At 39.5% G+C, this 13,994-nt stretch carries 14 protein-coding genes and 1 pseudogene; 6 read left to right on the top strand and 9 right to left on the bottom strand.

Annotated features, from left to right (window positions below; all coding sequences use genetic code 11):
- The first annotated feature begins 35 nt into the window (after positions 1 to 35).
- Both V6W81_RS04790 and V6W81_RS04785 read left to right on the top strand, forming a co-directional pair.
- Positions 36 to 962: a DUF2268 domain-containing protein gene (locus tag V6W81_RS04790; protein WP_338541827.1), complete on the top strand. Its 927-nt coding sequence runs from the start codon at positions 36 to 38 to the stop codon at positions 960 to 962.
- A complete protein-coding gene (locus V6W81_RS04785; protein ID WP_338541826.1) occupies positions 937 to 1,719 on the top strand; it encodes a MerR family transcriptional regulator in 783 nt (260 codons plus the stop codon). Before V6W81_RS04790 ends, V6W81_RS04785 begins: the two co-directional genes overlap by 26 nt.
- Before the next feature lie 112 nt (positions 1,720 to 1,831).
- Here the strand turns inward: V6W81_RS04785 and V6W81_RS04780 are convergent, their stop codons facing one another.
- Complete coding sequence (locus tag V6W81_RS04780; RefSeq protein ID WP_338541825.1) at positions 1,832 to 2,314, bottom strand: copper amine oxidase N-terminal domain-containing protein; 483 nt, start codon at positions 2,312 to 2,314, stop codon at positions 1,832 to 1,834.
- Between the two features lie 103 nt (positions 2,315 to 2,417).
- Positions 2,418 to 2,786 carry a dihydroorotate dehydrogenase (quinone) gene (locus V6W81_RS04775; RefSeq protein ID WP_338541824.1) on the bottom strand — a complete coding sequence of 123 codons (369 nt, stop codon included), beginning with the start codon at positions 2,784 to 2,786 and terminating at the stop codon, positions 2,418 to 2,420.
- Positions 2,787 to 2,931: 145 nt separating this feature from the next.
- Between V6W81_RS04775 and V6W81_RS04770 the strand changes: the two genes are divergently transcribed.
- On the top strand, positions 2,932 to 3,255 hold the full coding sequence (locus tag V6W81_RS04770; RefSeq protein WP_338541823.1) for a hypothetical protein: 324 nt from the start codon (positions 2,932 to 2,934) through the stop codon (positions 3,253 to 3,255).
- 114 nt (positions 3,256 to 3,369) lie between these two features.
- On the top strand, positions 3,370 to 3,663 hold the full coding sequence (locus V6W81_RS04765) for a hypothetical protein (protein ID WP_338541821.1): 294 nt from the start codon (positions 3,370 to 3,372) through the stop codon (positions 3,661 to 3,663).
- A gap of 156 nt (positions 3,664 to 3,819) precedes the next feature.
- On the opposite strand, the gene V6W81_RS04760 is transcribed toward V6W81_RS04765, so the two are convergent.
- The 3 genes from V6W81_RS04760 to V6W81_RS04750 all read right to left on the bottom strand — a co-directional run bounded on the left by V6W81_RS04760 (position 3,820) and on the right by V6W81_RS04750 (position 7,616).
- Entirely contained in the window at positions 3,820 to 6,273 is a 2,454-nt protein-coding gene (locus tag V6W81_RS04760) for a DEAD/DEAH box helicase family protein (protein ID WP_338541819.1), read from the bottom strand.
- Entirely contained in the window at positions 6,257 to 6,583 is a 327-nt protein-coding gene (locus V6W81_RS04755) for a nucleoside triphosphate pyrophosphohydrolase (RefSeq protein WP_338541817.1), read from the bottom strand. The genes V6W81_RS04760 and V6W81_RS04755 overlap by 17 nt, the downstream gene beginning before the upstream one ends.
- 517 nt (positions 6,584 to 7,100) lie before the next feature.
- Positions 7,101 to 7,616 (bottom strand): HEPN domain-containing protein, encoded by a 516-nt coding sequence (locus tag V6W81_RS04750; RefSeq protein ID WP_338541816.1) that lies wholly within the window; start codon positions 7,614 to 7,616, stop codon positions 7,101 to 7,103.
- A gap of 141 nt (positions 7,617 to 7,757) precedes the next feature.
- On the opposite strand from V6W81_RS04750, the gene V6W81_RS04745 reads away from it, so the two are divergent.
- Positions 7,758 to 8,099 carry a helix-turn-helix domain-containing protein gene (locus tag V6W81_RS04745; protein ID WP_145049336.1) on the top strand — a complete coding sequence of 114 codons (342 nt, stop codon included), beginning with the start codon at positions 7,758 to 7,760 and terminating at the stop codon, positions 8,097 to 8,099.
- A gap of 71 nt (positions 8,100 to 8,170) precedes the next feature.
- Here V6W81_RS04745 and V6W81_RS04740 read toward each other — a convergent pair whose 3' ends face one another.
- Positions 8,171 to 10,030: a DUF2075 domain-containing protein gene (locus tag V6W81_RS04740; protein WP_338541815.1), complete on the bottom strand. Its 1,860-nt coding sequence runs from the start codon at positions 10,028 to 10,030 to the stop codon at positions 8,171 to 8,173.
- Between the two features lie 38 nt (positions 10,031 to 10,068).
- Entirely contained in the window at positions 10,069 to 10,890 is an 822-nt protein-coding gene (locus tag V6W81_RS04735; RefSeq protein ID WP_338541813.1) for a hypothetical protein, read from the bottom strand.
- A gap of 269 nt (positions 10,891 to 11,159) precedes the next feature.
- Here V6W81_RS04735 and V6W81_RS29160 point away from each other — a divergent pair.
- Positions 11,160 to 11,345: pseudogene (locus tag V6W81_RS29160) on the top strand (hypothetical protein); the annotation flags it as partial.
- Between the two features lie 535 nt (positions 11,346 to 11,880).
- Here the strand turns inward: V6W81_RS29160 and V6W81_RS04730 are convergent.
- Entirely contained in the window at positions 11,881 to 12,357 is a 477-nt protein-coding gene (locus V6W81_RS04730) for a hypothetical protein (protein ID WP_338541811.1), read from the bottom strand.
- Entirely contained in the window at positions 12,357 to 13,571 is a 1,215-nt protein-coding gene (locus tag V6W81_RS04725) for a WXG100 family type VII secretion target (RefSeq protein WP_338541810.1), read from the bottom strand. The genes V6W81_RS04730 and V6W81_RS04725 overlap by 1 nt, the downstream gene beginning before the upstream one ends.
- Between the last annotated feature and the right edge of the window lie 423 nt (positions 13,572 to 13,994).

Genomic DNA, 13,994 nt, shown 5'->3' with positions numbered 1-13,994 from the left:
ATAGGCTCTAGCTTATCCAAAAGGAGAGATGACTAATGCAGATTACCGCTTTGCGTTCAGATCAGATTTATAAAACGATAATGGAAGCCGCACCTGAGGAAAAGTTAGAGCTGTACCGGCAACTTATGATGGAGCCTTTTATGAACAAATGGAACATTCAGCAGATCCCATTTCGCGCGAGTGAGCCACATGGGTTTGATGTTATTATGATGAATAATTTCATGAATATCTCCCCTGAGGATATAACCGCTGAGATCTGCGAGCCGTTAGCAGCGATTTCGTCTGAAGCATTTTGGCAAAAGTGTCATGAAGCCGTTACTAGGAGTCTATCTACCTTTAGGGAGAGCGGGATTACGTTATCCGTCTCTGAATATCTGTACACGATTTTATTAGGTGACAAGAATAGTCCTTCCCTTACGATGAACGAAGGAATTAGCGGAGATGGTGGCATTCCGGGGTATATTATTGCGAACCTCATCCCCAATAGCTATACTCTACCTCGAATCCAATCTGTGTTAGCTCACGAATGCAATCATAACGTAAGATATCAATATATCCAGTGGAACCCACAGATTACCCTGGGAGAAATGATTGTTAGTGAGGGGCTTGCTGAAAACTTTGCTACATTCTTATATGGAGAAGAGTTATTGGGACCTTGGGTGACCAAAACAAACGTGGAAACATTGAATTCCATCATTAAACCTAACATGAAGGATCAACTTCAAGTGACTGGATTCGACCAGATTAATCCGTACCTATATGGCGATGAACTGGCGAAATTGCAAAATTTCAGTCCAGTAGGAATGCCCTATGCTGCTGGCTATGCCTGTGGCTACCATTTAATCCAATACTATCTGAACCAAACAGGCTCATCCATTATGGAAGCCACCATTACTCCGGCAAGTATTATTCTTGCTGAAACAAAGGGATTTTGGAATGAAGACACCCTATTTCACCATTAAAGACATTATGCAGATCACCGGCGTAACCAAGCGCGCATTGCATTACTATGATAAAACGGATCTGTTGAAACCGAGTAAAATTGAAGCCAATGGCTATCGGTTATATGATCAGGAAGCACTGGGGAATCTGCAAACGATTCTTCTGTTCAAAGAAATGAATTTTTCATTGAAAGACATTGCAACGATGATGAAATTATCCAAAGATGAACAAAAGGAACTTTTAAAAGAACATCGCGGTACACTCGTGCAACGAAAACAAAAGCTACAAACGATCATTGACCAGTTGGACGAATATGTGAATGGAACGGATATCTCTCAACTTCAACTGTTTGACGATTCTCCCATCATGACCATTCAAGAACAGTATGAATCTGAGGCGAAGTTCGTCTATGGGGACACCTCTAAATATCAGGAATTCGAAGCCAATATGAACAGACTATCCGCACAAGATCAGCAAAAAGCCTACCAGCAGTTCTCTGTAAACATGGAGACAGTATTTTATGAATTGGCGAAACATCAGGATCACTCTCCCGCTTCTACGGAGGTGCAACAACTGATAGATCAATGGAAAAAGCAGCTTGAATCCTTTATGGTCTGTGATCCTGAGATTCTGGTCTGTATCGCAGAGACTTATACGACAGATCGCCGATATGCCCTATATTTTGAGCAGTTTGGGGATGAGTATTTTTTAAGGTTTTTGTACCAAGCTATTCTGGTTTATGCGCAAGGAGAAGGTGACGAATCGCGCCTCGTGTAAGTAAGGAATTCATTTTATATATAACGACAAAAGACCTTTACGACTCGCCTCCCTATAGAGGCTGCAAGTCATTAAAGGTCTTTCTGTGGTAGAGCTAGTACAGGCGCTAATTTTATTGAATCGAAGACATCTGTGCCGAGATCGAAACGTTGCCCTCGTTCACCACAACTTCATTGAAGAAAGGTTCGAAGAACGAAGCTGGCACATACATCGTACCCTTCTTGGTCTGTGCAGGAACTGGTAACTCCATATCCTGACTCAAGTTGATGATTTTCAGCTTGCCTGTAAACGTCACTTGGGTACTGCCGTTCTTCACCAGAGCAGACTGTATGCTGTCTTCGACAGATACGGCCTTTTCAGCAGCAACCCAGCTGACTTTGTAGCCCAGTGCTTCCGCCGTAGCACGTAATGGCACCAAGACGGTTCCTTTTTGCTCATAAGGCATCAGCTCAGATTTACTTACTTGCATCGGTTTTCCATTCACGGTTAACGTATACGTTGGAGCCGCTGCGCTCACTTTGCCTGCCGAAGCATATAAAGCCCCCGCCACCGTGACCACGCATAGTGCAGCGATGAACATAACCACCTTTTTCATTGGAGCGTCTTCCTTTCAGGGTTTCGGTATATGGTATATATATATATTCAACTAAAGAATATTTACAGTAGCCACTTCAATAACAGAACGGGGCTCACTACAATTAATCATATGCAATCCAAACTTCCTCGTTATTTGATTTGGCATTCAACAATATTTCAATAAAATGTTTAAGTATCTCCTGAGTCTCATCATAGAATTCGGCTTTATTAACCAGCTCTAGTTGCTCTAGTGCCGCATCAATATCAGGAATGGCCCACGGACTATTCTCGTACCATCCTTCGTGCAAATGATAATAATACGCTAAGGCTGTCCAATGATTAGAATCCGCTCTAATCCCCATCATTATATTATCAAAATAACCTTCCCAAATTCGTAAAGTTACGCTGCCTTCATTTTTGGATCTGTAACTGATCTGTATCTCCGGTTCACCTTCGTAGCCCTTATAGAAATCTATGATCTTATTACTCAATTTCCATTCCCCCTCATGGTGCAGGCCAATGTCCGTCATCCAGCACTTTCACTTGTATAATATAATTTACCATTCATATAACCTTCTTTTTGAAGTATAGTATACCTTAGTAATTATTTTTTTCCAATAAAGGACTTGATTTCAAATGATTACCTCTCTCCGTAGCGGCTTAATTTTTATTATTTTAATCACTATACTTACTGGTTGTGGAGGTTTAAGTGATAAAGAAGAGCAAGATTACTATCAAAGAGCTGTTCCTATTGGACAAAAATACTTCCAAGAACATTATGATGTAGAAATCATATTTACGGACTATGACATTAACTTACCTAACTCTTCTACTATGTTCCTCTATGGTTATGTAAAAAACGATCAAACGATCAATATATCTCTATCATTAGATATTCCATCTATGGAAATACGATCAGCTAAAGGCCCAGAGGATTTTATAAAAAAAAGGATTCAATAAAGGTAATATCCCCTTGCAGTCAAGTTTTTATAGCTATTAGATAATTGGAAAAGAGGTGAATACTTCATCAAAAGCATTCGTTTAATATTGTTAACTTTCGGAGTTATAGTTATTATGACTGGTTGCAGTAGCCTCTCAAAAACTGAAAGAAAAGAATTATATGAAAAGGCCATTCCTATTGGACAAGAATACTTCGAAAAGTATTACGATGCTGATGTGGAATTTGAAGGTTACGAAATTCATTTACCCATGTCATCTACAATGGTATTGCATGGTAATGTTAAAGATGATCCCTATACTTCTCTCACTTTGTCTTTTTACCTACCTTCCCTAGAAGTTAAGACAGCTGGCGGACCTGGAGAATTCATTGATAAACGAAAGAGCGAGGAAGAGGTTAGTTCCGATTGAGATACAAGTACAATATGTTTGCACGCTATGGAGCTCAAGAAATCAAAAAAATGGAAACCAGACTACATGTCATAGATTCGTGTGAGTAGTCTGGTTTTCGTTTAGATCATCCTAGTTGGTATATTCAATTACATTCTAGATAGGGTTTTTCTATCCTTAAGTTTGTATACTAGAGTTTCCCCGCTCGAAATATGCATGCAATCTGTACAGACAGATTTCTTTCGTCCAACGATATAACAGTGATCGTTCGTCTGCATTCTGCACTTGCACATTCAGTGAAAACACTCCGTCCACGAAACGAGTCATACTGCCCTTCGCTCCGCTCCACATGGACATCGGCATGTCGATAATCAATTTTTCAATCTCAAATGCCGTCTTCTCATTCCAGTCCCAGAGTTTGAGCTTACCTTTATCCGAAAAGTCTTTGCGTTTCCGATATGCCTTCTCGGTCAGGTATGTATGGAAAAAGCTCGCCATCTCGCTTGGTGTTATCGGCTCCATCCAGTGATCCTCTCCACGTTCCAGCATGTAAAGTAGCACAACCATCTTATAGCTTTTGTTCATGATGGTCTTCTCCACATCTCTCAGCCATGCTTCCTGACGAATATAAACTTCACCCTCATACGCTGACAGTAACTCTGCCCAGTATAGAAAACCAATATACGATCCAAAGTCGCTTCGATACCCAATGCTTTTGGAACGTCCCATCAGATGCAGCTCGAGATATGTCGGAATACGTCCTAATTCTCTCTTCACATCCAGAAAGTCCTGATGCAGCTTCTCTCGACGAGGCATCCTCTTCCGGCTTAACTCCTGTAGCAGGTTTATGACCTGGGTATCCAGATGAATAACACAGTTAGCGGGAACCTCAGGTACAGAAGAATCGTTTCTTTTCCCACTTGTTTCTTCGTGGTCACGCATATCCAGTAAACTCAGCTTGATGTCCGCATTCCGATAATTCCCGATGAGGTCGATGATGACACAATGAGATTTACCTTCCGCTAACCGAAGACCACGTCCTAACTGTTGGGTGAACACTGTAAGTGATTCGGTTGGACGCGCGAACAACAACGTATCCACACGAGGAATATCTGTCCCCTCGTTGAACAGATCCACCGTTAAAATAATCTCTAGTTCGCCCTCATCAAGCCGCCGAATAGCTTCTTCACGAGACATCTCCGATGTACGCGAATGTAGACTCAGCACCTTCACTCCCTGACTGCGAAAATACGCAGCCAGATAATCTGCCTGACGGATGGAGGAGCAGAAGCCAATCGTACGTGTCTGCTTATGTTGAAGCCATGCCGAATACATTTTCTCCACATGATCCTCATGCAACTGTGCTGCCATGAGCTGTTCTTCATCATATTTCGTGCCCATCCAGCGAATCTGCGAATAATCCGTGTCATCAAAAACACCGTAATATTGGAATGGGGAAAGCCAGCCTCGCCGAATCGCATCAATAAAATGCATTTGGTACGCTACGTTCCCATCACACAGGGCGTATACATCCTTACCATCCAGTCGATCTGGCGTAGCCGTAATGCCAAGTAGGAACTGGGGCTGAAAATGCTTAATGACAGACATATACGACTTTGCAGCCGCATGGTGAAATTCATCTACGATAATGAGATCGAATGCATCAGGTGCAAACACATCCCGATGTCGCTGTAAACTAAGCGTATAGATCGAAGCAAATACACAATCTGCCTCTCCATCTTTGTACTGACCGTTATAGATGCCGAAGCTACGTTCTGGCATGATGCGTGCAAAAGACTTTTTCGCTTGGAACAGAATCTCTTCCCGATGTGCAATGAACAGTACCCTTTTAAAGCTACGAGCGAAGAAGCCAGCCAGATACGTTTTCCCAAGTCCTGTCGCCATCACAACCATCGCCTTATCATACTGCTCTTCCACAATGCCTTCGAGTGCTTCCAAAGCTGCTGATTGTGCGGCTCTCGGTTCAATCATCTCCGTAGATAATTCAGCAATCATTTCCTCCGCATCCTCCGGTAGTCGATTCCCAAACTCTGCTTCCTCTAGCTCGGTAATCCGCTGAATTAGCTCAGGATTTTTTTGATGATATTTACGATACTCTCCTTCGTACAGAGAGATAGAATCTGAGTTAACAGGTAAGGTTGTTTCGTGATAGAAACTCTGCATGAACTTATCCAGTGCCATCTGGAATGTATACGGTTCAGCCTCAGCATTCATTGCTAGATTCCATTCATAACCTGTCTTTAGTGCAGAGAGCGAAAAGTTGGACGAGCCTACAATCAGCAACCCTTCCCCGTTATCATAGTCAAACAAATAAGCCTTGGGGTGAAAAGACGTTCCCATACTCCGCCACAGTCGTACCTCAATCCGTTCATCTACATCGCATAATGCCTGTAGCCCTTCGGGTTGAGTGATGTATAAGTAGTCTCCAGCTAGCATTCGCACCTCGGCACCACGTTCAACTGCGCTTTTCAAATGTGGTGCAAGCAGCCTTACACCCGATTGCATAATAAAGGACGTCATAATATAAATCCCGGACGCATGCTGCATCCGGGCAATAAGTTCATCTGCCAAGTTATCCGTGATGAGTTTAACGTTAAGCTTCGTCGACATCGATTAGATACACCCGTTCTTGGAATCCACCACGTGCCTCTGCCTTATCTGCCCGCAGCTTGTCCAGTTGTGCGACATTCGCCCCATGCACTTCAGCCAAAGCGCGAATCACTTCGAGCATGTCAGCCAGCTCTTCCAGTGCGTCTTGATCGTTAGCTGCCTCTGCATATTCGTCTGCTTCTTCACGCAGTTTCGTTCTCAGTTCTTGCTTATATTCCTCAGGATCAAGAATACGTGTACGGCATTCCTTCCCACTGGATGTGATAATATGCGGAATCTTGTCCCGCACCAATTTGTTGTATGTAGGCATATGACATAACATCCTTTCTGCTGTGAGAGCCTTCAAGCCTCGCGCCAGAATCTCCCTTTTTGCAATTATACCATTTGCTATGAGAAGGGATGAATGGATTTAATAGAAAATGATTAACAAACACACCAACGGGCACGACGTCAACAATGCCGCTGTAAAACTGATCTGTCCCGCGACTCGTCCTCCGGTAAACTCTTGCCGTGAAAAGAACATCCATATCGAGAGATACGTAGCGCATAGTGGAAATATAATTATCCCGCTAAACGTACTCGGTTCCATATACCCAGTCATCAAGCTTTTACCGACTAGGATCAATGTGACCAATTCCATTACAGATAATATGAAAAACGCGATAGCAATTACTCTTTTCAAAATGTACACCTACATTCCAGATGCAAAGCAAAGAAAATCCTTTGTAATCTCTGCAACATATATCCTTTATTTGGATGATATTATCTTGTAAGCGTAACACAGATAAACCAAACAATTAACCGAAATGATCAATTAAAAAAATATCTTACTCTGATGAATCATCCTTCATTCGAGTGGCCAACTCATCCAATATCTCTTCTGTTCGTTGAAGAAGCTTTTCGATGTTGTTCAGTTCTATTGACTGGTCGTTCGGGTAATCTGCTAGAGAAGAAATATGTTGTATCGTACCGATGAACAAAGCGATATCCAATCCGGGTTCAGTGTCCGTATGCACTAAAGGCAAGATTTCGTTCATGGTGAGTTCCTTGGGTGGATGTACTGAGTGATACTTATAGATATATAGTGCCTTGATCATGGAGGCTAGAGCCCAATCGCAGAGAATGAGGCAGGCTTTGAACTGATTTTGATTACGCATGATGGTGGCAAGTTTGAGATGATACTTAGCATGTTTGTGATAGGCCATTAATGTGGTACGTAGCATATGGTAAGCAGGAGTATGTTTGAACCTAGGTCGTGTGGAAATATCATGATCTTGCAAACGTGGGGTAAAATCTACTTGGTGATTACAATGCGCTTCGGTATTGAACCAATTTCTTGCCATTGTCATCCCTCCAAAGAGTTAATACCAGTATTATACAATAAAATGATACCTATAGTAATCAAATAATTTATTTGTATTCTTCGTTTGGTGTTTACCTTCAGGAAACTTGTCTACACTTTTGAACATAGAGAGGTGAATACCATGAACGAGGACAGAGAAGTTTTGAAACTGGTTGGAGCCAGAATTCGTGCACTACGCAAAGAAAGAGGGTATTCACAGGAATCCCTCGGAGAAAAAGGCGGATTTCATTTTTCATACATAGGACAGATTGAACGTGGAGAAAAGAATGTTTCTTTGGTGAACCTGGCAAAGATCGCTGAGTCACTGGAAGTTAATTTGATTCAATTATTTGCTTATATAGAAGAAGAGTTTGAGGTAACTGAAGATGAGAAACAAATCAAAGAAATTGTACAACTACTAAGAGATTCTTCTTCTGATAATATTCGTGTAGCTAAAAATGTTATTAAAGGAATATTGATGTGAAACAGCAATCCTATCCGTCCATTTATGGAATGATAGGGTTGCTCTCTACTTTGCACAGTCCATGGTGCACATCATTTTGAATTTGCTCTGCTACATAAATAATTCATCAATTCTTTATCCCGACAGTAAACATAACAACCTTTCATCCCCCGAGACATCAAGATTTTATAAATATTTTTGATAAGTTTTGTTAGTTCCTCATTCTTAAATTTAAGTCCTCGTTTTCCCATTCTATCTTTGTACTCATCATAATCTGAATAAAGTTCCATTTTCTCCGAATCGAATTTAAGATCATTCCCTATGATAACGCCTACATAATCAAACTCAAGACCTTGAGACGTATGAACGCACCCAACCTGATCTATACCACTCTCATGAATGGCCCAGGTGCTTGATATAGAACGTGCATTCCAAGGCATAGCAAAACGATGTTCTTCAATAGTTACATCCGGAATTTCCCCATTGCGATTACCTTCTTTATCAGCTGTCCAATTCCAAGCAAAACCTGCCAACATCCTCGCCTTATACCCCTGATCGTTTTTACCTTTGATTAGATCGTATACTTCGTTAGGCGTGTCTACTAGTTTGAATTCAAAAGAATCTTGATCCCAACCATCAAAATTAGCGGTGGGACGAATCTGTAAAGCATCATCAACCCAATTCAAAAATCCTTCTGCTCCAGAACAACGGAACTGTGCTGCTAGTGAATATTCATGCACTTCCGAATTATATAGGGCAGCTAAACGTTTAATCTCGTCTATAGAACCTATATCTTCAGGACGAATACGTTGAAAATCATCTATGAAAAACACATTCACTTTAGATGCTTTTATGATATCCTCGATCTGATTCTCCCCAAGATATTGATATGCTCCTTTACCTTTTAAGCGATGCGCCTCATCCACAACAAGTACGTCGTACATATCAGCTGGCTCTTTGTAAAACTGACTTGATCCCGTAAATAACATCTTTGTCCTAGTTTTGTTTCTAGCTTGTCGCTGAGTCAAGGTCTCTACCATAACCGTCCGGAATGAAGCATTTGGGGCAATGAATTTAACATTCAACTTATTTTTAAGTAATCCACCAAGGGCATTCATAGATATCACTGATTTACCTGTTCCAGGCCCACCTTGCACAATGATTGTGCGTTTTACATCTGTTTGCTTGGCAAGGCTCATAATGGCCTCGTATGCAACCTTCTGCTCATCAAGTAAAACAAAATCAGAGTTCCCTTGAAATAATCCATCGATATGATCAATTAGCTTCTTGGAAGGACGAATTTTACCATTCTCAATTAAATAAAGTAAATTAACTCCATTCCCTTGACCCACATGCCTTTTTAGGAAATCTTGAAGTTTAGATGCATCATCGGCTAAAAACAAAGGAGCTTCACGGATGATATCCTGATATTGATTATATTGAAGGGGGTCCGGCTGTACTGTCCTGTAGTTATGTAGATATGCACATGAGTATCCATTAATATCTTTGGAATATACGGCCTCATTCATATCACTCAAATACTGTTTGTATGACCATGCTTGATATGAAGGATGCGGTGTCTCTCTTGTTCTACCTCCAATAAAGGCCCTTACAACATCCTCGCGATCCATAGCCTCTACTGCATCCCATTGTTTTAACTCAACGATTACAAAGTTATCATTCTTTTGTTCATCCTGACCTGCAATGATAAAATCTATTCGTTTACTTGTAGAAGGAATGTTGTACTCAATTAATATCCCGCAGTCATCTGCTACCTTCGAATTACGGATAATTTTTTCCATAAACTGCATAGAGTTGTTCCAAGCACGTACTTCTCCTTGATTAGGTCTTTTCCCCATCCCTTTAATAAATGCTTCTTCAATCTGAACTGTAATTTGATTGTTATCAACTGATTCCCGGAAAGCTAATGCGTTGCTGCTGTATATGATCAAGATGCACCGCCTGTAATTGAAATTAATTCATCTGATTCTTATATGTGATATTCTATTGATTCTTCTCCGTTTCTCAATAATCTTAAAAAATAAATTTTTTCAGAGAGTATCTCTGATCGTTGTTTTGTACAGAATATTGTTGCCTCCTCAATATGTAACTCATTACCAAGTAAAAAATACTCATTATCAATAGGATAATAGATATACCATTTTATATTGTCGGGAGCCTTAATGTAAAAACACTCCTCAGAGTATTTATTGTATTTCTTCAATAGTTGCGTTGCTGTCTGAATTGTCAAAGCAACAAAACAAATATTCACGAAGGTAATGGTTATAATAATAGCTATAATAGCACCTAACAACTGTTCAATTACATTAAAGTTTATAGATAATTGACTTTCTAAAATTGTCACAACTAAAAAACCAGGTATAAATGAGAACAAACATCCAATATGAAAAATAAAGATTATGCATACCACAATAAATTTATTGGCTTTTGGAAGTAATCTATCAAAAACATCTATCTTAAAATAAGATACATAAATTAGAACAACATAACTAGTAATAGCTCCCCATAAAATATAGTAGACGATGGACGAACTAATTTTAATTTCGTAAAAGAAAATAATTATAAGGCAACTACACAAAACAGAAAAAATAAAATTCATGAAAAATTTAAACATTCTAACATATAACTTCTTTTCTTTAGTAAAGAATAATTGCTCGATTTTAGTAGACGTTACAGTAGTTATTAGTTGATTTTTTCTTATAAAAGCAACTAAAGTTCCAATGAAAACAATTATACTTCCCAGACCACTAATTTTTGATATTATTGACCATTCCGCAATTTGACTCCACACTTTCTTACAGCTCCATTCCAACTTATAATATAACTTATATTTTCAAAAAATCTTCAAACAATACACTTATTCGCCACCGCCACCATCTTTGCAGGCATCTCTTCCCGCAGTCGCCATACATACGCCAGTGGCGGCGACGATCAGGTTGCGCGTTCCTCCGTACAGCGTACGCTGAGCGTGCAGCTGCTCCAGTACTTCTTTTTGATAATCGTAAGGCTGAATGTCGAGGTGGAAGTGTTTGGATTGATCTTTTTTGCGATTCAGAGCCGCATGTCGGCTATTCCAACCTATTCAACCCGGCGCTGACCAGTGGTATGGAGTGGAACCTCAAGGTGACGGAGAAGGATTCACTCGACGTGCTGCGCAAGATTGAAGCGGCCTTCGAGAGTTACTGGAATGACCGCGAATTCACGCGATGTGTGGCTAAGGATGAAGGCCATGAAGCACAGTTGAAACTTTGTACTGAACGGGTGTCATGTAACTTAGTGAACCATGAACCCGGTGTTTGTTGAACTAGTTCACATAATCATATCATTCGAGCTTTAGATGGTGAAGACTTTAGAACGTCATTTGGTTAATGAATTCAGTTTTCATCTCTTCTTATATTCTCTTAATTGTATTATTACTGTATCTGCAGGAGCTGTTTCCAAATGAAAGCATGCCTTTCTATCTATTTCATAGGCGCCTCTTTCGCACTGGGTAAGTTCTCCTAAAAAAGAAACCTTGAACAGCCAAAGCTGATCAAGGTACGATAAACAAAAATCTTTCTATTTTTAAAAAGGAAGCTTCTCAGCTATCCTTTTCATTAGATCACATAGAAAATCCATTCATAAGTAACATGTTTATTATTAACTTTTGAGAGACTACAAACTTCTGTAACGTTGATACCAAAAAATTTTCATGTGAATCTTCTTGGATCGAATTAATTTTTAAGATTTACTGACCCCAAATTATTATTTTCCTTTATAATATTCCAAATGAACCACTACTTCAGTGTTGTTTTTGGGGATTAATATAACTCCAGTCATTTTGATAATGATCTCTAGTATTTTTAAGATCTTCTAAGGTATAGAACCAATCCTCTTCAATCCACACCTTCGCAGTCATGTACTCCTCTAAGAAAGCTAAGAGAAAAGTAAATAATAAGTCTTCATTTTCATCAAAATCATTTATAACTATTGTTTTGAAATATTCTTTTTCGGGATCCTCCCAATCAAAATTTATAAGTTTAAACGGGTAAGGTTCATCTGCTACCCCTAAACAGATTTGTCTCTCATAACTTTCTTCCAATGGGATATCACTAATACAAAACTCACAATATTTTACGTTTCCAGTTCCATCGACCTTATTTAATTCTCTACTATAGAATAGATCTTCTTTCTCAAATAACTTCTCTAAGCGTGGGATTATCTCATTAATTTTTGGAGTTTCTCCACTATTGAATAGAATAACCGCCGAAGTTCCCATTATTTCAATATTCCTCCTAATTCATCTAACGAATTGACTACGGTAACTCCTGAATCTTTAAGATGATTTATGTTCTCTGAAACATATTTATTATTCATATCAATGGGCTTGTCAAAATACACGACTACCTCTTTCATATCATAATTAAAAAATTTAGGGTTATCAGGATTAATATATTTATCTATTTGCTCCATGTCCAGTGCAGCAGTAGACTTTTTTACTTCAATAATTTGTTTTATGGTCACAACATCTAAATCACCTGCGAGCTCATTTGTTGTGATATTTTTTGCTTTTAATCCAAATCCGGTTACTTCTGTTATTTTGTTAACATGCTCACCTACTTTCCCTTCAAGGGCTTTGCCTGCATTCGGACTTTTTAATGATTCTCTAATTGCATTTCGTATATTGTTTGGGTTTTGCTCTACCCAATGAATTGTGTTTCCAGAGGGATTTTTAAAATTAACCTCTAATCCCTTATTTGTTTTAACCTTCATTGGTTCAGAAAGCTCAGTATTTTTTTTCTCCCCTGGCCTATTATCCGTTCTCCCTCCACCCGATCCTCCCAGATCGCTATGCTTACTGTCGGCTTTACGAAGGGCTTTACCAAATATAAAATAAGCTACAACCTGGCCTGTCATTGATCCACTATAGTAACGTACACCTTCCTCGTCCATCTGTTTTTTCTGTTCAGCCACAATTTGCTCCACTTCAGATCTAGCTGTTCCATTTCCCCAAGCGGCATCCCATGCAAACTTGATACCTCGGCCTGCATCAACAACCTTACCGATTGTCATGGCATAGGCTATATCGGACACTGTACCCGAAGGATCATTAATAAATGCCTTCGTCGTATGACCTAAACCGATTAATTGTTCTCCAAAGAACTTATCTAGGAAACCTTTACGAAAATTATGCTCTAGTTCTGGAAGACGCACAAAAGAATTACCGCTCTCGTCGGTTGTTCTGAATAACATTGATGTAGAGGTAAGATCCTTCTGCATTTCTTCCAAGTGCTTTAAAGTAGCAGGAAAAACTTCCTTCATTCGAATGAAGTCCGCAAAAAATCTCTCCCTTGTCGCCCCAGACCATTCCATCTGCAAATAGTAGATGGACTTCTCAAGCTCCCTTACCATGCGTTCTAATTCCTGCCTTTTCTGCTGGACGAGTTGGGCTTTCTTATCCAGCAGATCTGGATGAACTTCAATTCGTTGCATCGATACTCTCACCACCAGCCCGAATATAGTACTCCCTAAATTTTAACAATTTAGAAAAAGGATTAGAATCAAACAGAAGATTCATATTCTAGGTCGTAATGGAAAAGAATAAACAACTTATTTCCCACTAATCTATTTGCGTAATTATGCATCATTTATAGTCACACTCAATAAAATCATTTGCTCCCAGCCTAAACGATCTCATCATATAATGTGCCATTAGCTATTTTCCTGTCCAAAATCATCTCATTGTTCGTAATAGAAGTCTTCAAAACGGCCAGATCTTGTCTTACATTAGAGATGAGGTATTCTTTCGTACTTCTTTGTCTTAATAGAGGCTGTAGAAGACGAAGCATTCAAAGAATATCAAATATTTTATTATGTATTCTTATCTATATATCTTCATTTCATATTTCATCCGTC

This window comes from Paenibacillus tundrae, from assembly GCF_036884255.1.
Classification (GTDB): Bacteria; Bacillota; Bacilli; order Paenibacillales; family Paenibacillaceae; genus Paenibacillus.
This window is presented reverse-complemented; position numbering and strand designations above follow the sequence as displayed.